General features: G+C 55.7%; 15 protein-coding genes. 5 read left to right on the top strand and 10 right to left on the bottom strand.

All coding sequences use genetic code 11. The annotated features are described in order from the left end of the window. The 7 genes from KP702_RS07425 to KP702_RS07395 all read right to left on the bottom strand — a co-directional run bounded on the left by KP702_RS07425 (position 1) and on the right by KP702_RS07395 (position 6960). Positions 1 to 369 (bottom strand): SUF system Fe-S cluster assembly protein, encoded by a 369-nt coding sequence (locus KP702_RS07425; protein ID WP_215768728.1) that lies wholly within the window; start codon positions 367 to 369, stop codon positions 1 to 3. Beyond that, positions 366 to 1577, bottom strand: a complete 1212-nt coding sequence (locus tag KP702_RS07420) for an aminotransferase class V-fold PLP-dependent enzyme (RefSeq protein ID WP_215768727.1) — start codon at positions 1575 to 1577, stop codon at positions 366 to 368. The genes KP702_RS07425 and KP702_RS07420 overlap by 4 nt, the downstream gene beginning before the upstream one ends. Further along, positions 1574 to 2767 (bottom strand): Fe-S cluster assembly protein SufD, encoded by a 1194-nt coding sequence (sufD, locus tag KP702_RS07415; protein WP_202207333.1) that lies wholly within the window; start codon positions 2765 to 2767, stop codon positions 1574 to 1576. The genes KP702_RS07420 and sufD overlap by 4 nt, the downstream gene beginning before the upstream one ends. Next, positions 2764 to 3534: a Fe-S cluster assembly ATPase SufC gene (sufC, locus tag KP702_RS07410; RefSeq protein ID WP_064273144.1), complete on the bottom strand. Its 771-nt coding sequence runs from the start codon at positions 3532 to 3534 to the stop codon at positions 2764 to 2766. The genes sufD and sufC overlap by 4 nt, the downstream gene beginning before the upstream one ends. Positions 3535 to 3537: 3 nt before the next feature. After that, a complete protein-coding gene (gene sufB / locus KP702_RS07405; protein ID WP_046901415.1) occupies positions 3538 to 5025 on the bottom strand; it encodes a Fe-S cluster assembly protein SufB in 1488 nt (495 codons plus the stop codon). A 12-nt stretch (positions 5026 to 5037) separates the two neighbouring features. Then, entirely contained in the window at positions 5038 to 5520 is a 483-nt protein-coding gene (locus KP702_RS07400; RefSeq protein WP_202207598.1) for an SUF system Fe-S cluster assembly regulator, read from the bottom strand. Between the two features lie 120 nt (positions 5521 to 5640). Then, on the bottom strand, positions 5641 to 6960 hold the full coding sequence (locus KP702_RS07395) for a DUF445 domain-containing protein (RefSeq protein WP_237389940.1): 1320 nt from the start codon (positions 6958 to 6960) through the stop codon (positions 5641 to 5643). Positions 6961 to 7055: 95 nt separating this feature from the next. On the opposite strand from KP702_RS07395, the gene KP702_RS07390 reads away from it, so the two are divergent. Continuing rightward, on the top strand, positions 7056 to 9821 hold the full coding sequence (locus KP702_RS07390; RefSeq protein WP_252348598.1) for a phosphoenolpyruvate carboxylase: 2766 nt from the start codon (positions 7056 to 7058) through the stop codon (positions 9819 to 9821). 86 nt (positions 9822 to 9907) lie between these two features. Next, positions 9908 to 11497, top strand: a complete 1590-nt coding sequence (locus KP702_RS07385) for a S10 family peptidase (RefSeq protein ID WP_215768725.1) — start codon at positions 9908 to 9910, stop codon at positions 11495 to 11497. A gap of 443 nt (positions 11498 to 11940) precedes the next feature. Here KP702_RS07385 and fusA read toward each other — a convergent pair whose 3' ends face one another. The 3 genes from fusA to KP702_RS07370 all read right to left on the bottom strand — a co-directional run bounded on the left by fusA (position 11941) and on the right by KP702_RS07370 (position 16411). Next, a complete protein-coding gene (fusA, locus tag KP702_RS07380) occupies positions 11941 to 14043 on the bottom strand; it encodes an elongation factor G (protein WP_202207330.1) in 2103 nt (700 codons plus the stop codon). 166 nt (positions 14044 to 14209) lie between these two features. Continuing rightward, positions 14210 to 14512: a 50S ribosomal protein L28 gene (rpmB, locus tag KP702_RS07375; protein ID WP_007282133.1), complete on the bottom strand. Its 303-nt coding sequence runs from the start codon at positions 14510 to 14512 to the stop codon at positions 14210 to 14212. 96 nt (positions 14513 to 14608) lie between these two features. Then, entirely contained in the window at positions 14609 to 16411 is a 1803-nt protein-coding gene (locus tag KP702_RS07370; protein WP_215768724.1) for an ABC transporter ATP-binding protein/permease, read from the bottom strand. A 268-nt stretch (positions 16412 to 16679) separates the two neighbouring features. Here KP702_RS07370 and KP702_RS07365 point away from each other — a divergent pair, with 268 nt between their 5' ends. From KP702_RS07365 to KP702_RS07355, 3 genes are all read left to right on the top strand, one after another. Then, positions 16680 to 17318, top strand: a complete 639-nt coding sequence (locus tag KP702_RS07365) for an NUDIX domain-containing protein (protein WP_237389938.1) — start codon at positions 16680 to 16682, stop codon at positions 17316 to 17318. Continuing rightward, on the top strand, positions 17315 to 17746 hold the full coding sequence (locus KP702_RS07360) for a DUF3574 domain-containing protein (RefSeq protein ID WP_202207327.1): 432 nt from the start codon (positions 17315 to 17317) through the stop codon (positions 17744 to 17746). The genes KP702_RS07365 and KP702_RS07360 overlap by 4 nt, the downstream gene beginning before the upstream one ends. An 89-nt stretch (positions 17747 to 17835) precedes the next feature. After that, positions 17836 to 18942 carry an AI-2E family transporter gene (locus tag KP702_RS07355; RefSeq protein WP_202207326.1) on the top strand — a complete coding sequence of 369 codons (1107 nt, stop codon included), beginning with the start codon at positions 17836 to 17838 and terminating at the stop codon, positions 18940 to 18942. The last annotated feature ends 1 nt before the right edge of the window (position 18943 follow it).

The following is an 18943-nucleotide window of genomic DNA, read 5'->3' as shown; positions in this document are numbered from 1 at the left end:
TCAGAACATATTAAGCGCAAGACGCGCATCATCACTCATGCGGCTCATGTCCCATGGCGGATCCCATACGATTTCCACAGTGGCATTCGTCACATTTGGCACTTTCAGAATGGCGTCACGCACCATTTCCGGCAGTTCCTGAGCACTCGGACAATTGGGAGCCGTCAGGGTCATTTCCACGTTGACCCGGCCGTCATCATGCAGGTCAATCGCGTAGATCAGGCCCAACTCATAAATGTTTACCGGAATTTCCGGGTCATAAACGGTCGCTATGGCCGCTATAACAGCGTCCTGGTCCGGGCCGGTGCCCTCACCTGTTACGGGAGTGCTCTCATCAATGGGGTGGTGTTCGGTCATGGCATCACTCATGTGAGCATCTTCCGTGCCCGTTCAAGGCCTGTGATCAGGACGTCAATCTCATCCTGTGTCGTGTAAATACCGAAGCTGGCGCGTGCCGTAGCATGCACACCGAGACGACGGACAAGCGGCTCTGCACAATGCTGACCAGCACGGATCGCAATTCCCAACTGATCCAGCAAGGTAGCCAGATCATGGGGATGAGCGCCGTCCATCACGAAGGACAGAACACCACCGCGAACCCGCGGAGACCCAAGAACTTTAAGCCCTTCAACCTCGCCCAGACGCTGCTCGGCATATGTGGTCAAAGCTGTTTCGTGACGAGAGATAGCGTCATAGCTAATCCCCTCCACGAACTTAACGGCCGCGCCCAGACCAATCGTTTCCAGAATGGCAGGGGTTCCCGCTTCGAATTTATGAGGGACAGTCGCCCAGGTCGCACGCTCGAAAGAGACATTCTGGATCATCTCGCCCCCACCCAGGAACGGCGGCATGGCATCTAGAAGCTCCCGCTTTCCCCAGAGTACGCCGATACCTGTTGGCCCATAAAGCTTATGGCCAGTGAAGGTAAAAAAGTCTGCTCCGATATCCTGCACATCGATTTTCCGATGTACGACAGACTGCGACCCATCAAACAGGATGCGCGCGCCGTGAGCATGGGCGATTTCTGCCAGTTTTTTGGCAGGTGTGACGGTCCCCAGCACATTCGACATATGCGTGATGGACACAAGAGCGACATTGCCGTCATCCAGAAGCGCTTCATACGCCTCAAGATCGATGTCACCACTCTCATCCATTGGGGCTACACGGAGTTCGATACCAACCCGGTCCCGCAGCATGAGCCATGGGACAATATTGGCGTGATGCTCCAGTTCCGAAATCAGAACCGCCTGCCCTGGCTTCATCAGTGAGCCAAGACTGTGCGCCACCAGATTGATGGCCTCTGTACTGTTTCGCGTGAAGACAACTTCATGGCGGTCTGGCGCATTAATGAGCCCTGCGACAGCATCACGCGTACGTTCGTAAGCTTCTGTTGTCCGCTCACTCATCCAGTGCAAGCCGCGATGAATGTTGGCGTACTGATGATACGCCGCATCGCGCATAGCTTCGATCACGCATTCCGGCTTCTGGGCTGAAGCGGCACTGTCGAGAAAGACGAGCGGACGACCATGCACCTGCTCAGACAGGATCGGAAACTGCGCGCGTACAGCCGGCGTCATGCTGTGATGCTCCGGATCAGTACGTCGCGCAGGGTCTCGTCTGTTACGAGATCAAGTGCATCCAGAAGGAAGGCCTGAACGAGAATAATGCGCGCTTCTGCTTCTGGCACACCACGAGAGCGCAGATAGAAAAGCTGCTCGTCATCCAGTGCCCCCACAGTGGCGCCATGGCTGCACTTCACGTCATCCGCGTAAATTTCCAGCTCAGGCTTACTGTTAATCTGCGCTTTCTCTGACAGAAGAAGTGCCTGATTCATCTGATAGCCGTCAGTCTTCTGGGCAACACGATCGACGAGAATCTTGCCCTGGAACACGCCCTGTCCGCTCTCAGAGAGCACAGTCTTAACCGTTTGGCGCGACCCACAATCAGGCGCTGCATGATGAATCATAGACGTCAGATCGTTCAGGCGCGTGCCATCCACGATCTGAATTCCGTTCACATGGACCTGTGCATGGGCTTGGGTCAGCGTCGCAACAACTTCGTGCCGCGCCAGCTCACTACCCTGATTCAGGGTAAAGCTGTCGTAGTTTCCGTTCGCGTCCACGGATGCATAAACAAGAGCAAGATGCCCCGCGTTTGCGCCCTCACGCTGCAGTTTGACGTGATTCAACTGGGCGCCCTTCCCAACCACAATGTCAAACCGCGGGTTGGTCACATACCGACCGTCCCCTGCGTTAACATCGAAGACCGTCAGAGATGCACCGTCTTCGAGAACAATCTGATGGCGCAGATGTGTGGAAATGGCGTTCCCTGAGGTGAGGGAAACGAGGACCAGCGTTCCAGCAGCAACGCCCGCAGGCACGCGAATGGACAAACCATCCTGACGCAGGGCTGCGTTGAGAATAGCCGAAAAGCGGTCCTCTAACGGATCAACGGCTTCACCCTGCGAACGAACAAGATTTTCCGAAAGGCGTGTTTGAGATGCAGCTTCTTGCCCATTCGCGAAAACCGCACGGCTTTCCGCCTCTGGCAACGCCAGCGCATCCAACAGCGACTGCACGTCGTGATCCGACAGTGCAGACGCTTCGTTCCAAACCGTTTCCGTAAAGGCCCGCAGGGGCGTATATCGCCATGCCTCGACACGCCGCGTGGGAATCCCGCGCTCAGCCAGAACAGAGCCATGTCCCGCTGCACGCCCGACGAAAGCGCTCAGGGCTGGGGACGACTGAACTGCTGTCCCTGTACTCACGCTGCAGCCTCGAGGAACTGGGTGTAGCCCTGCTTCTCAAGCGTCTTCGCCACTTCCGGACCACCACTGTAGATGATCTTGCCCTTGGCCATAACATGCACGCGGTCAGGAACGATGTAATCGAGCAGACGCTGATGATGCGTGATGACAAGTGCCGAGAAGTCAGGCCCGCGAAGAGAATTCACGCCATCTGCAACGATACGCAGGGCATCAATATCCAGACCACTGTCCGTCTCGTCGAGAATAGCGAAAGAGGGCTGCAGCAAGCGCATCTGGAGCACTTCATTGCGCTTCTTCTCACCGCCGGAGAAGCCGACATTAACCGCACGCTTGAGCATTTCGTCAGACATGGACAGACGCTTAGTCTCAGCTCGCACGGCCTTCAGGAACGCAACAGCGTCCAGTTCGTCTTCACCACGCGCACGGCGCACAGCATTTACGGCTGTCCGCAGAAAATTGGCGTTATTGACGCCCGGCAGCTCGACGGGAGACTGGAATGCGAGAAACACGCCCAGAGCAGCACGCTCTTCCGGGTCCAGAGCTAGAAGATCCTGGCCTTTAAAGGTCGCGCTCCCGCCTGTTACTTCGTAGTCATCGCGGCCGGAAAGGACATAGGAGAGCGTAGATTTGCCGGAGCCATTTGGGCCCATGATGGCATGGATTTCGCCCTTTGGAATTTCGAGGTCGATCCCTTTCAGGATTTCCTTTGGCGTCCCATCGGCATCAATGCGTGCTTCGAGACCCTGGATCTTGAGAAAATCATTCATGTCTTAACCCACACTTCCTTCGAGGCTGACCTGGAGTAGCTTCTGAGCCTCGACCGCGAATTCCATTGGCAGCTCCTTGAGCACCTCGCGGCAAAATCCGTTAACAATCAAACCAACTGCGTCTTCTTCAGAAAGCCCGCGAGAGCGACAGTAGAAAAGCTGGTCTTCGGAGATTTTAGACGTCGTTGCTTCGTGCTCGATACGCGCGGTCATGTTGCGGCTCTCGATATACGGAACCGTATGTGCACCACACTGATCACCAATCAGAAGACTGTCGCACTGCGTGAAATTGCGCGCATTGCGGGCCTTCGGCTGCATACGAACAAGACCACGATATGTGCTGTCAGAGCGGCCGGCCGAAATGGTCTTGGCAATGATCGTCGAGCGCGTATTCGGCGCCAGATGAATCATTTTCGTACCTGTATCGGCCTGCTGGTGATTGTTGGTCACAGCAACGGAGTAAAATTCGCCAACCGAGCCCTCGCCTGCCAAAACGCAGGAGGGATACTTCCACGTAATCGCAGAACCGGTTTCAACCTGCGTCCAGGAAATCTTGGACCGTGCGCCGCGGCAGGCTCCCCGCTTCGTCACGAAGTTATAAATGCCACCGCGACCTTCATCATCTCCCGGATACCAGTTCTGCACCGTAGAGTACTTGATGGACGCATCATCCATCGCAATCAGCTCGACAACCGCCGCATGAAGTTGGTTTTCATCTCTCTGGGGAGCTGTACACCCCTCCAGATAAGAGACGCTCGCGCCATCTTCGACGATAATCAGGGTCCGCTCGAACTGGCCGGTATTGCGGGCATTGATTCGGAAGTATGTGGAGAGTTCCATCGGGCAACGCACACCCTTTGGAACGAACACAAACGACCCATCTGTAAAGACGGCGGAATTCAGTGCCGCAAAGAAATTGTCAGCGGCTGGCACAACCGAACCAAGATACTGCTTTACGAGATCCGGATGTTCCCGAATAGCATCTGAAATCGGGCAGAAGATGACACCGGCTTCTTCAAGCGTCTTGCGGAAGGTTGTCGCAACCGACACGCTGTCAAAAACAGCGTCAACAGCAACAGGAAGACGCTTCTGATCTTCAGCACCTTCTACACCAGCCAGCAACGCCTGCTCATGCAGCGGAATGCCTAGCTTGGCATAGGTTTTGAGAAGCTCGGGATCGACTTCATCCAGACTTTTCGGGCCAGGCTTCTTTTTAGGCTGAGCGAAGTAATGCGCATCCTGATAATCAATCGGAGGGTGACTGACTTTGGCCCATTCAGGCTCTTTCATTTCCAGCCACATACGGAAAGCCTTGAGACGCCATTCCAGCATCCACTCAGGCTCTCTCTTACGCTCCGAGATCAGACGAACCGTATCTTCATTCAGGCCCTTGGGAGCGATATCCATTTCGATATCAGTCTCGAAGCCCCACTCGTAACTGGACTTCGCGAGCTTTTCGACTGTCTCGCGGGTCTCCGTCACAGCTGGCATGATTTGGTGTCCTCAGTTGACCGGATCAGCCACGGGGACTGGCCCGGCGCCGGTAGTGTCGAGAGAAGGCTCCTTGGGCGCCTTCCCGCTATGTAGAACGGAATGTCGATTCATATCCGCAAGCGTAATACTGTTGAGCGTTCGGAGAATGGCGTCATTTACCATGTCCCACTGCCCAGAAAGGCCACACAGGGAGCTATGCTCGCACTCCCGACCATCACAGCAGGCTGTGATCGAGATCGGACCATCAACAACGGCAATAACCGTGGCGATCGTAATCTCTTCCAGCGCACCTGCCAGCCGGTAACCGCCACGGGCCCCTCGATGAGAGATGACGAGTCCGCTCGAAGCCAGCCCCTTAAGCAGCTTTGCAACGGTTGGCTCGGGTACTCCGGTCTCTCCTGCCAGCGCGGCGGCTGTTGCCAGACCCTCGTGCTGTCCGAGGTGGACAAGGAGGACGGTGGCATAATCGGCTAGTTTGGAGAGCCTCAGCATAGCTTGCACACTCACATTACATTCATTCAAGACTTATGAAGTCCTGATTAGGTTCCAGATGACCCATGCTGTCACAAAGGTCAAGAAGTTTGTGATGTCTTAAACGGAGTTATAGCCTCTTCAGACACCGAAAAACAGGCGGGAGATCAGATCAAGGCCAGCTCCAGCCAAAAACCCGACGACAGTCCCGTTAACGCGAATATAGGCCAGATCCCGCCCTACACGTGCTTCCAGACGGCGCGCAAGGTCATCGCCATCCCATCCTGCCATGACGTTAGCGATGAACCCGGAGAGCTTGTCTCTGACGCCAGGAAGCAGCTTCGAGACCATGCGCTCCACGGTCGTGTTGATGCGATCTCTCAGCGGATCATTTTCACGCATGGACGTTGCCAGACCGGTAATCGCCGTATCCAGAACAGAGGCACTCCAACCGTCCTCTTTTGCGCAATCTTCTTCTGCCATCCGGCGGACGCGCTCCCAGAGTTCGCCGCTCCAGGCCTTTAGGCTGGAATGCGTGAGAACTGAGCCAATCGCTCGGGTCAGATCCTGTCGGCGATCCGGATCCGTTTCCATCCGATCGATTTCAGCCCGCACCCACGTCGTGAAGCCATGCCGAATATCCGAGTCCATCGGATCGATCCGTTCAATTTCAGCCTGAAGAGCCGTCAGAACCCGATTGGCAACCGATCCGCCAATGGCCCAGCCGAGGAAGCGCCCCCCCTGCTCACGCACCCGCTCCTCGACGAACTGCCTCAGATCACCTTCCTTGGCGGCGACCGTGGCCTTGAGCTTTGCCAGAAGGAAAGAGAGCACTTCCTGATGCATCTCACTGTCCACCATCGCCCTCATGGCGCGAGAGACGAGTGGCGCGATTTCCTCACCATTGAGCAGGACCGGCAGCGCGCGCGATAGAGCAGCACTCGCCCGACCGTCCTCAAGGCGATCAAACAGGCTGGGGATACTGGCGCGCAGCGTGGCGACAAGTGTCTGTCGGGTAGATGGCTCGCTGAGAGCGTCCGCGATCAAACCTGGCAGATCAATCTTGGAGAGGGCCCGATGAACGTCGGCATCCGTAAAGAACTGACCGGACACAAACCGACCCAGCGCCTGCCCTAACCGTACCTTCTGTCTAGGAAGGATAGCCGTATGAGGAATAGGAAGCCCCATCGGATGTCGGAACAGAGCCGTTACAGCAAACCAGTCCGCCAGACCACCGACAACGCCCGCTCGTGAGCCTGCCCGGAGCACGCCTAACGCCAGACTCTCATCGTGGAAATGTCTTGCAGCCAGATAGGTCGTGCCTGTGGCAAGCGCGCCCATCCCGATCAGAAGGCCTCCGGCCAATCTTGTTGGCGAAGATCCCTTCTGCGGAATGGCCTGACTGACATCTTTCTTCATATCCGGATGCATGAAGCCTCCGATAGCATCATCCGGACGCACTGTCGCGTCCGCAACAAGGTTGCGCTTACAGGCCGGGCATGGAACATAACTTGCCCGTTTTCAATTTACCTCCCGCAGAAGCGAGACTGCTCCCGATGTCTGACTGCGCCTCCCGGCACGACACATCCCTTTCCGACCGCATCGACGCCATGACCACGCGCCTTACACAGGAACGCAACGGCCTGGGTGATCTGATTGCCTCCATTGGTGATGAACTGTCCATCGGAAAAGGCGAGAAAATCGAGGAACTGGAACACACAGTTCGAACACTGCGGGATGAATACTTCTCCCAGCGTGCAGCCCATCTTCGGCACTATGTTGGCCTTGAAGACGCAAATCCGACAGAACGTCTCAAGCAGGTCGCGGCGAAACTGGTCGAGCAGGCCCCTTCTCCCGAAGCGCTGACCAAACCCGCAATTGCCGCTGTCTTTACAGCTCACCCGACATTTGCTCTGGCTGACCATGTCTATGCGCTCATGGCCGAACGTGCCTCCAATCCGGAAGCGCCTCTCCCATGCCTGACAACACATCGCCGGTCGGCACCGCCAACACTTGCCGATGAGCAGTCCCTCGCCTTGGCTGCTGTTCTACGCGGCCGCGATGCCCTTGATGAGCTCACGACATCTCTCATTGAAAAAATGACATCCCGATGGGCGAACGAGGCGGATCATGTGGATCCCTCACCCATCATTCTCGCAAGCTGGGTTGGTTTTGATACAGACGGGCGCAATGACATTGGCTGGTGGGACACAATCCGCATCCGTCTGGAACTCAAACTTGCCCAGCTTGAACGTCTTGAATCGGGCCTGACTGAACTCCGCCTTCAGGATACGTCACTGGCGATGCGTGTTCGCCGCGCCATGGAAGCGGTCCGGACACAACATGCCGCATGTCCGAGAAGCAAAAGTGCTACCCCCGAAGACATCCGCGACTTTGCACAGACCCTGATCGCACATCGGGAAAAAGCCCTGCTGGACGCGAAAGAGCTTCAGCCCTTCTTCCGGGACGCCGCATCGGGACTGGAAGCTTCAGATGCCCTGCGTCTGCGCACGCTCCGGGCTGGGTTCATGAGCCACGGGCTTGGTATTGCGCACATCCACACGCGCCTGAATGCCGCCCAAATCTACAATGTTGCCAGAACGCGCCTCGGTCTGACGGACGACCCGGCTCTTCCGTCCCGCCGTCGCGTGCTGCTGTCTCGAATCAACGATGCCCTCGATGATCTAACGGCGCGCCATGTTGATTTTGGCTCTCTGCTCGTCGAGCCGGCATCGGCCGCGCGCCTGATGATGACGATGGCGCAGATTCTCAAGCACATCGATACCGGCTCCCCCATCCGTTTCCTTATTGCTGAAACAGAAAGCGGATACACGCTGCTGGCCACGCTGTGGCTCGCCCGCCTGTTCGGTATTCAGGATCATCAGATCGAAATTTCTCCTCTTTTCGAGACGGAAAGCGCACTCGAAAACGGAGAGACCATCCTTGAGGAAGCGTTCCGCTCCCCACACTGGCGGGATTATCTGCGGGCGAATGGCAGACTATCCCTCCAGTTCGGTTATTCGGACTCGGGTCGATATGTCGGGCAGTTAGCCGCCACGAATCTGGTTGAGCGGCTACGGATGCGGACGCTGGACCTCTTGAAAGAACATGATCTCGGGGACGTTGCCCTCACACTGTTCGACACCCATGGCGAAAGCATCGGCCGCGGCGCCCATCCTTTCAGCCTTCGTCAGCGTCTGGACTATTTTTCTCCGGCAAGAACGCGGATTGCATTCCAGAATGCAGGCGTCGGCTGTCGTGTAGAAACCGCATTTCAGGGTGGTGACGGCTATACATTGTTCGGAACAGGAAGCATTGCAGCCTCCACGATTGCAACATTGGCCGAGCATGTGGCGCACGTTCCGACGAGCGTGAATGATCCAGTCTATGAACGCCCGGATTTTGCAGCAGACTTCTTTTCGACCATCGCGCTGGACATGGGCGCTCTGGTCAACGATCCGGGATATGCGGCACTATTGAGTGCTTTTGGACCATCCCTGATCGACAAGACAGGCTCCCGTCCCTCTGCACGCCAGTCTGATGCCGCTACAGTGACGCGCATCACGCATCCAAGTCAGCTACGCGCCATCCCGAACAATGCCATCCTTCAACAGCTTGGCTGGTGGGCCAATGTGCTGCACGGCCTTGGAAGTGCGGCGCAGCGTCATCCGGAAACATTCGAGCAGTTTGTCACCAGCTCGCCACGTTTCCGCGAAGCCATGGACTTTGCCCGACAGGCCTTGGCTCACTCCGATCTGGAAGTCCTGCGCGCAACAATACGTCAGCTTGATCCGGGAACCTGGCTGGATCGCGCATCCAAAGCGCAGGACGAAGAAGAGCGTCAGAATTTCCTGACCATTTCCCATGGACTGGAAGTTCTGCGCTTCTGGACGAGCGCACCGGCAATGTTCCGCCGCATCCAGACGGATCATATTGCCCTGCGCGCCGCATGGCCGGATGCACCGCGTATGGAGCCCCGTGAAAAGCTACTGCACGCCATCCGCTTTGCCCTGATTGATCGACTGTGGGTTCTGTCTACGCGTATTCCCTATTTTGGTCCGCGCAATAGCCTGACACGTGATTCCATCACCAACCTGATCCTGTGTCTGGATATCCCGCGCTCTCTGCATCTGCTGGATGACCTCTTCCCGGTCTCTGGCCCGAGCGTGGCCAATCTGGACTTTGGCGAGCCGGGCGACGCGGGCGAAGAAAGTGGCTTTGCCCGGGAACACCGGGAAATTTTCCAGCCACTGGAACGCTCGTTCAATCTGCTACGGGAAATCGGCGTGGCGATCATGCATACGAACCGTGCATTCGGTTAAGAACGAAACATTATAACATCTGGCTTGTCTGCAAGTCAGCTATGCGTTTAGAGAAGGGCAGAACACTTAACACAAGGCCCTTCTGAATGCTTCGCAAGGCTCTCTTCCTGGGTGTTGCCATGATGGTAACACCCGCTCTTGCCGCTGAACCCGCCAAGGACACTCCTGCCCCCAATGCCGACAGCGTGACACGCGGCACGGTAGTCGTGGATGGCTCGACCATTCCTTATCAGGCTGTTGCCGGGACTATTCTCGTGCACGGGTCAGAATACAATGATTCCAATGAGGTTCTGACCAAGCGCGGCATCAAGGTTGAAGCCGGCAAAGACGACAGCGACAAGAACCCACCTGTCGCATCGATGTTCTATACCGCCTACTTCAAGGATGGCGTTCCATCCGCGAAACGTCCCATTACCTTCCTGTATAACGGCGGGCCGGGGKCGGCGTCTGTCTGGGTCCATATGGGCACGTTCGGCCCACGCCGCGTCAACACACCTGGTGACCAGCATCTTCCCGCCGCGCCTTACGCTCTCATCAACAATCCCCAGTCTCTACTAGACGTGTCGGACGTTGTGTTTGTTGATGCTCCGGGAACCGGTTTCTCACGCATTGCGGGCAAGGATGCAGCCAAGGAGTTCCTTGGTGTCGATGGTGACGGAGAAGCATTCACCCACTTCATCTCGAAGTTTCTTGCAAAGTACCACCGCTACAATTCGCCCAAATACCTGTTTGGCGAAAGCTACGGCACCATGCGCTCCGCAGTCGTCATCAATGATCTGGAGCAGGAAGAGAACATCGATTTCAATGGTGTCATCCTGCTCTCCCAGATCCTGAATTACGACAACAGCGCTGATGCACCGCAGTTCAACCCTGGCGTTGATGACCCCTATGTTCTCGCTCTACCCACCTATGCTGCAACGGCGTGGTATCATCATTGCCTGCCACAGCAGCACCCGGACCTGAAGGCCTTCCTGAAAGAAGTCGAGCATTTTGCTGTGACGGATTATACCGTTGCCCTCCGTCAGGGAGCAGACCTGCCGGAAAGCGAGCGTCAGGCCATCGCAGAGAAGCTCCACACCTACACTGGCCTGCCGGTGGACTATATTCTGCGCTCTGATCTCCGCGTGAACGGCGGCCAATTCGAACAGCAGCTTCAGGCTGCAACGGGAATGGCAACAGGTCGCCTCGATACGCGGTATTCCAGCCCAACGCTTGATCCGATGACGAAGGAAGCCGATTACGATCCGCAGTCCAGCGCTATCAGTTCTGCCTATGTTTCGGTCTTCAATGACTATGTGCGAAACACTCTGAAGTACGGCACAGACGAAACCTACCGCCTCTTCAATCCTGAAGGGAACTGGGACAACAAACACACCCAGCCAGGACACGGCTACCAGCCCAAGGGCGTTCCCAACGTCATGAGCGACCTTGCCATGGCAATCAAGACGAACCCGAACCTGCATGTGATGCTAAATGGTGGCTACTACGATCTCGCAACGCCTTACTACGAAGGTATTTACGAGATGAAGCATCTTCCGATGGCTACCAGCCTTCAGAAGAACATCGAATACGCTCAGTATTCGTCCGGACACATGGTCTACGTAGACCCGGCAGCCCTGCAGCAGCTTCATGACAATGTCGCAGCGTTTATCCGCCGGACAGACAATCTGCACTGATCTCTAGCATTTTCAGAAAAGGCGACGGCGGGGCAACCTTTCGTCGCCTTTTTTTATGCTTCGGCGCCCTAACTTACCCGAACGAGAATTCTATCAGGACCCGTTAATCACAAACTCGTACATGCAGCACGGTTTGATTGATGCCACCCTGTCACTGATCTGATCAGTGAGAGTTTTTGCCGAAGCGGTCATATCTGGACAACCGAAACGGGCCCACCCTACCTCTCCAAGCCCGGGATAGCGTGTACCAGAGGCCGGTATGCCTGAGTGCTACCACTCCGAGGGAAAAATTCTGCGTGTAAAAGGTTATTCGCAGGAAAAACAAGCAACAGTGCATGTCTGCCTGTCAGGCAGACGCATTGGTGCATCCTTATGAAATACAGGCACAAAAAACCCCGCCAGATTGCTCTGGCGGGGTCAGATGTCTCACCGAAGCGAAAAAATCAGGCGGACTTTGCCATGATTTCTTCAGCAACGTTACGAGGAACAGCCTCGTAATGATGGAACTGCATGGTGAAGGATGCACGCCCCTTCGTTGCAGAACGCAGATGGGAAATGTAGCCGAACATTTCCTTCAGCGGCACCTGGGAACGGATCATCACGGTCGAACCAGACGTTTCCTGACTCTGGATGATGCCGCGGCGACGGTTAAGATCGCCAACAACGTCACCAACGTGATCGTTCGGGGTCGTGACTTCAACATCCATGATCGGCTCAAGAATGACCGGACCGGCATTCTTCATACCTTCACGGAAGCAAGCCTTGGCCGCGATTTCGAAGGCCAGAGCCGACGAGTCAACGTCATGGTACTTACCATCGAGCAGCGTGAACTGGAAGTCCACCGTCGGGAAGCCTGCGAGAACACCCGTGGTGCTCTGCATGCGGATGCCCTTTTCGACAGCCGGGATGTATTCCTTCGGAACCGTACCGCCAACGACCTTGTTGGTGAAGATGATCTCGTCCGGCTTGTCAGACGGAGCGAACTCAATCTTGACTTCAGCGTACTGACCCGAACCACCAGACTGCTTCTTGTGGGTGTAGGTCTCAACGTGCGGCTTCGTGATCGTCTCACGATAAGCAACCTGAGGTGCACCGATGTTGGCATCAACGCCGTATTCACGACGCAGACGGTCAACAATGATGTCCAGGTGAAGCTCACCCATGCCCGACAGGATGGTCTGACCCGTTTCCTGATCGGTCTTGAGGTGCAGGGACGGATCTTCAGCCGTCAGCTTCTGCAGTGCCAGCGTCATCTTCTCGACGCCGTCCTTGGTCTTCGGCTCGACAGAGATGTCGATAACCGGAACCGGGAACTGCATACGCTCCAGAACCACCGGATCAGCGGCATCAGCCAGCGTATCACCCGTGACCGTGTCCTTCAGACCGACGAACGCAGCAATGTCACCCGCACCAACGGACTTCACTTCCTGACGCTTGTCAGCATGCATCTGGAACATGCGGCCAACGCGTTCCTTGTGACCCTTGGTCGTGTTCAGGATTGTATCGCCAGCATTCAAAACGCCGCGATAGACGCGAACGAAGGTCAGCGTGCCGTACTTGTCGGAGATGATCTTGAAGGCCAGGCCAGCAAACTTGCCATCCGGATCGACAGGAACGATCGGCAGGAAGTCTTCGTCAACCTCTTCGCCTTCCGGCGGAGCAATACGGATGCCTTCAACTTCGTCCGGAGCCGGAAGATAGTCGATGACGGCATCGAGCAGAGGCTGAACGCCCTTGTTCTTAAACGCCGTACCGCACATGACAGGACGGAATTCGCCGGAGATTGCACCCTTCTTGATGCACTTCTTCAGCGTGGCGATGTCAACATCGCCCTTCTCGAAGTACTCTTCCATGGCGTCGTTATCAACGGCAAGAGCAGTGTCAAGCAGGGTCTGGCGAGCTTCCTCAGCCTTTTCCTTCAGGTCAGCCGGGATCTCTTCGTAGTGGAACTTGGCGCCGAGTTCGCCGCCTTCCCACACGATGGCACGCATCTCGACCAGATCGACAACACCAACGAAATTTTCTTCAGCGCCGATCGGCAGCTGCAGCGGAACTGCAACGATGTCCAGCTTCTCTTTCAGCGTGCTGAAAGCGTAGTAGAAGTCTGCACCCGTACGGTCGAGCTTGTTGATGAAGATGATGCGCGGCACGTTGTAGCGGTCAGCAAGACGCCAGTTGGTCTCGGACTGCGGCTGCACACCAGCAACACCTTCGATGACGAAGATGGCGCCATCGAGCACGCGGAGCGAACGGTTCACTTCAATGTTGAAGTCAATGTGGCCCGGGGTGTCGATGATGTTGATGCGGTGGTCGTTCCACTCACACGTCACGGCAGCGGACGTGATGGTGATGCCGCGCTCACGCTCCTGTGCCATGTAATCGGTGGTGGTGTTGCCGTCGTGCACTTCACCGATCTTATGGGAGACACCCGTGTAGTACAGGATGCGCTCGGTCGTGGTGGTCTTACCAGCGTCAATATGTGCGGTAATACCGATATTGCGGATCTTCGAGAGAGCCGATTTGGCTTCCTGAACGCTTTCGGACACGGAGAACCTCCAAAAAACAATAAAAGGTGTTTCAGTCTGGACTGAAACACCTCCGCTGCGGCTCGTTAAAGCCGAACCTGATTTGTCCCAGTGGCGGCTGAATGACCCAGACCGCCATGGTTTTCAAGAGTAATCTTTATGACCCGACATCAGCCGGGAAGATTTCTCAGGCGGTCTGTGCAGCCTTGCGTTCCTGAACGCGCAGGATACGACGCTTGATGACCTGAGCTTCTTCAGGAAGCTTGCGGTTTGGCGTTCCCAGCAGGAACGAATCCAGCCCACCATTGTGCTCGATCGTACGGATACCGTTGGTGGACAGGCGCATGCGCACTGACGAACCAAGAATATCGGAGATCATCGTGGTCTCCTGCAGATTCGGGAGAAAACGACGGCGGGACTTGTTATTGGCGTGGCTGACGTTATTGCCCGTCAGCACGCCCTTGCCCGTGACCTGGCAACGGCGAGACATGGTAGCACTTTCCTCGATGCTGGATGACGCAGGACAGCGGAGGCCCGGCGCGTTCCGTAAATCAGGCGCGGCTTATCGCGAACGAGAGGGCTTTCGTCAAGCCCTCATGACCGCTTCTCCTGCCTGAACCGACCACATTCTTGCATAATAACCGTCTTTTTGCAGCAATTCCGTGTGCGTTCCGCGTTCGACTACCCTGCCTGCATCCAGCACAACAATCTGATCGGCGTCCTGCACTGTGGACAGACGATGCGCAACGATCACTGTTGTCCGGGAGAGAGAAAGCGCACGCAACTCCTGCTGTATCGCGGCTTCCGTCCACGTATCAAGCGCGCTCGTCGCCTCATCAAGAAGCAGAATGCGTGGGTCCTTGAGAAGCACACGAGCAATTGCGACGCGCTGTTTTTCGCCTCCTGAGAGTTTCAGTCCCCGCTCTCCAACGACTGTGTCATATTTTTCTGGCAGTTTATTAATAAAGTCGTGGATTTGCGCACGGGTCGCTGCGAGCTCGACCGCAGATTCAGGAGCAGACGGATCTCCATAGGCAATATTTTCGCCAATCCCCGCGTTGAACAGAACGGTATCCTGGGGGACCGTGCCAATCACACGTTGTAAGTCTTCCAGCGCGACATCCCGCAGGTTTTTCCCATCAATAGAGATGGAACCCGATGTAGGATCGTATGCACGGGTCAACAAACGTCCAATCGTCGATTTCCCCGAGCCCGTATGACCGACAATCGCCAGAGACGTTCCTGCCGGAACGTCAAGATTAATGTCATGCAAGATCTCACGGGACGGATCATAACTAAAGGAAACATGCTCGAACCTGATCGACGCTGGACCACCGGTTGCAAGCTTGACCGGCAGGGATACCGGATTTTTTGCCTCAACAATCTCTGAGTGCGTACCAAGAAGTTCAAGGTAGTTCTCAAGATCTACCCGGGCATTTCTCCAGCCCGCACTGACGTAATTCAGCGCTCCTACAGAACTATAGAGCCCTCGAAGATAACTGCCGATCAGAACGAACTGTGCGACACCAATCCTGTGCTGCACGATGTCATGAGCGGCCAGCAACAATATGACCGCGGTTGCGCCCGCAATCAGCAGGCTTCGCGCCATCTGGGAAAGGCCGACCAATCGTTTCAAACGAATTTCAGCGTTTTTCAGAGCGACGCGCGACCGGTCGTAGCGGAGAATTTCCTGATGACTGTTGGCAAAACTGCGGACTGTCTCGAAGTTCAGCATACTGTCAACGAGTTGGTATTGTGCCTGACTGTTGGCTGTGTTCCGCGCGCGCCGGGCCGTCATTCGCATACGTGTAAAAACATACGATACAGCCGCATAAACGCCGATCCCGCCGACAGCCACCACGACATACCGCCAGTCAAAGATCCGAAACACAACGAAAAGCGTCATCAACAGTTCGATGGTGTTTGGCAGAACATTGAAGAGGACAAGACTGAGCAATGTGCCAATCGCATCCGAGCCACGATCCAGTGTCCTCGTGAGAGCTCCCGTCTGCCGATCAAGGTGAAACCGCACGCTCATGGCGTGAAGATGCTCCAGTCCCACCAGCGCAACACGCCTTTGCAGGTCAGCTTCAATAGGAGCAATCAGCATTTCACGCAGCGGTGTCGATAGGCCAGCAACAACACGGATGATCGCATACTGGCCAATCAGCCAGAACGGGACTGCCAGCAGCGCCTGATGCTCTGACAACGCCGACACCATCCGACTGAATAGCCAGGGGGTCGCAACAGTCGTCCCGCTTTCTACAAGAAGCAGAACCATCGCCGCCCCGACCCAGAACGCTGTACGGCCAGGATTTTCAGGACGAATTTTTTTCCAGAGTTCTTTGAGAGACAGGCTTTCCGATTTCGAATCGTGTTTCTTTGACATGCCAGACTATGAGAAAGAGAGGCTCCGCTTTGCAATCGCTCGCGCGCATGCGAAACTTTCGATTGTGCTAGAAAAGTCTCCATTCCCGAATCTTGATCCGTTCCTCCGACATATAGAGGCCTGCAATAGCGCACGCCTTCCCGGCGGACGGCTCCCGTTTTTTTGTGCTCACGAGCAGATTGGATGGATTTCCCCGGAAACGTCCCTCCAGCTTGAATCTTTGGGATTAAAAACACACGAAAAGTTCGGCGTTGCGTCAGGAGAGGACTTGTTTCCCCTCTCCCAAACTCTTGCCAGACAGGGCGTGTATGCTTCGCATGATGAGCCTTTCGACGTTCGCAACGCGCAAGGCCATGTCATTGGGCGTGTTGACCGGGGTGCCATTCCTGTTCTGGGAGTAGCGGCAGAAGGTATCCATATGAATGGCCTCGTGGAGCATTCCACAGGCACAATGCTATGGATCGCCCGTCGGAGTATGTCCAAACGTCTTGATCCTGGGAAACTGGACCATCTGGTCGCTGGCGGCATGAGTGCCGGGCTTGACCCAGAGATGACCGTTATCAAGGAAGCTCAGGAAGAGGCTGGCATCCCAGAAAAACTATCCCGCCGCGCAGTGCCCGTCAGCCGACTGCACTACGCCATGGACCGCCCTGAAGGGCTTAGAAGAGATGTTCTTCACTGCTATGACCTGATCCTGCCAGAAGATTTTCTCCCGGTAGCAGAAGATGGTGAAGTTGAGAGCTTTCATCTGATACCACTAACGGATGCATTCTCTCTCGTTCGGGACACCGATGACTTCAAGTTCAACGTCAATCTTGTTCTGATCGATCTGTTTATCCGGCGGGGTCTGTTCACTCCCAGCGAATGTACCATCCTTAAAAATGCACTGGCACAAACACACTCATGAAAAACCTCGGTCTCACTGCGCTGTTCCTCTCGCTTCCCCTTTTGGGAGGCTGCGTCGTCCCGGTGAGTGTCACGCCCGACCTCTGCCGCGAAATGCGTGCTCAGGATACATTGCAGATCAGAATGATGTTCGGGCAGACGCGTCCCGGCGGCTTGCCGATAACAGATGATGAGTGGCAGACATTTGTCACATCCCAAATTACTCCCTATTTCCCGAGCGGCCTGACAGTTTTCAAGGCTGATGGGCAGTGGATGAACACAGTCACCCATATCGTCGGCAGGGAGCCGTCCAGAATTCTCTGGGTTGTGACGCCTCCTGATAAGAACCTTCAGCACAATCTGCGTGCAATTCAAGCCGCTTACCGGCAACAGTTCTCCCAACAGGCCGTGGGCCTCACCATTCAGTCCGGATGCTCACTGTTCAACTGAGAACCTACGGGCATGATGCAAACACTTCGCCAGTGCGCGAACGGATAGCGCATCAGCCATAATTTCCGGCCACTATTTTCAGGACCCCCATGACCGATCAATTTCCTCCTCGTTCCCCTGAAGTCATTCCGGTGGAAGCCTCGGATTCCACCGGAACCATACAGCGGCGGGCGCGTGGGTTTCTGGCCCTCTTTTTCGTGGCTATCGGTCTCTACACACTGAAAAATTTTCTTCCGGCTTTGTTATGGGGATGCGTATTCGCCATTTCCCTTTGGCCGCTTTACCAGCGCGCTGAGCGTCGGTTTGGCCGCAATGACTGGCTGCCTATGAGCTTCACGTTAGTTGTTGCTCTGATCTTTCTGGTCCCCGTTTCACTTGTTGGCGTCAAACTTGCCGACGAGATCAGAAGCGCATTGGAGTGGATTGAGGACGTACGCAATAACGGCATCCCGATGCCTGAGTGGGTTCCTCACCTTCCGTTCGTCGCTACGCAGGCAACCACCTGGTGGCAAAACCACATGACCAGCCCGCAACGGCTGTCACATCTGCTTCACTCAGTCGATGTCGCACATGGCATGCAAATGACAAAGCAGGTTGGGTCGCAGGTCGCGCGTCGTGGCACACTTTTCGCCTTCTCCCTGTTAACGCTCTTCTTCCTGCTAAAGGATGGTGATTACGTTATCCGCAAAGGGCTTGTCGGCTCGCATCGGCTGTTTGGTGAGCAAGGAGAAAGCCTTGCCAAGCAGATGATCTCATCCGTTCACGGAACTCTCGCAGGGCTGGTGCTGGTCGGCCTAGGAGAAGGGGCGATCATGGGAGCCGCCTATATGCTGACAGGTGCTCCACAGCCCTTGCTCTTTGCCATGCTCACGGCTGTTGCCGCAATGATACCATTTCTTGCATGGCCAACCGTCGGGTTGGTCGCACTCCTGCTCTTGGCCAAAAGCAGCATGATCGGCGCAATCGTGGTGATGGCCTTGGGTTCAGTCGTGATTTTTGTAGCTGACCACTTTGTCCGCCCCGTTTTAATTGGTGGCAGCACCAAAATGCCATTCCTTTGGGTCCTGCTCGGTATTCTGGGCGGAGCAGAAACATGGGGCCTTCTCGGCTTATTCCTTGGACCAGCAATTATGGCCGCACTGCACCTGCTGTGGACGCTCTGGACAGAAGAGCGCACAGACAAGAAAAAGGCCTGAA

Source organism: Gluconobacter sp. P5B12 (genome assembly GCF_018812035.1).
In the GTDB taxonomy this organism is placed as follows: domain Bacteria; phylum Pseudomonadota; class Alphaproteobacteria; order Acetobacterales; family Acetobacteraceae; genus Gluconobacter.
Note: the sequence above shows the minus strand (reverse complement) of the source record. Positions and strands in the feature narration are given on the sequence as shown.

Excerpts from the sequence above, each read along its gene's own strand:
- KP702_RS07425 (WP_215768728.1), bottom strand. The coding sequence starts at position 369 with ATGAGTGATGCCATGACCGAACACCACCCCATTGATGAGAGCACTCCC.
- KP702_RS07420 (WP_215768727.1), bottom strand. The coding sequence starts at position 1,577 with ATGACGCCGGCTGTACGCGCGCAGTTTCCGATCCTGTCTGAGCAGGTG.
- sufC (WP_064273144.1), bottom strand. The coding sequence starts at position 3,534 with ATGAATGATTTTCTCAAGATCCAGGGTCTCGAAGCACGCATTGATGCC.
- sufB (WP_046901415.1), bottom strand. The coding sequence starts at position 5,025 with ATGCCAGCTGTGACGGAGACCCGCGAGACAGTCGAAAAGCTCGCGAAG.
- KP702_RS07400 (WP_202207598.1), bottom strand. The coding sequence starts at position 5,520 with ATGCTGAGGCTCTCCAAACTAGCCGATTATGCCACCGTCCTCCTTGTC.
- KP702_RS07390 (WP_252348598.1), top strand. The coding sequence starts at position 7,056 with ATGTCTGACTGCGCCTCCCGGCACGACACATCCCTTTCCGACCGCATC.
- rpmB (WP_007282133.1), bottom strand. The coding sequence starts at position 14,512 with ATGTCTCGCCGTTGCCAGGTCACGGGCAAGGGCGTGCTGACGGGCAAT.
- KP702_RS07370 (WP_215768724.1), bottom strand. The coding sequence starts at position 16,411 with ATGTCAAAGAAACACGATTCGAAATCGGAAAGCCTGTCTCTCAAAGAA.
- KP702_RS07360 (WP_202207327.1), top strand. The coding sequence starts at position 17,315 with ATGAAAAACCTCGGTCTCACTGCGCTGTTCCTCTCGCTTCCCCTTTTG.
- KP702_RS07355 (WP_202207326.1), top strand. The coding sequence starts at position 17,836 with ATGACCGATCAATTTCCTCCTCGTTCCCCTGAAGTCATTCCGGTGGAA.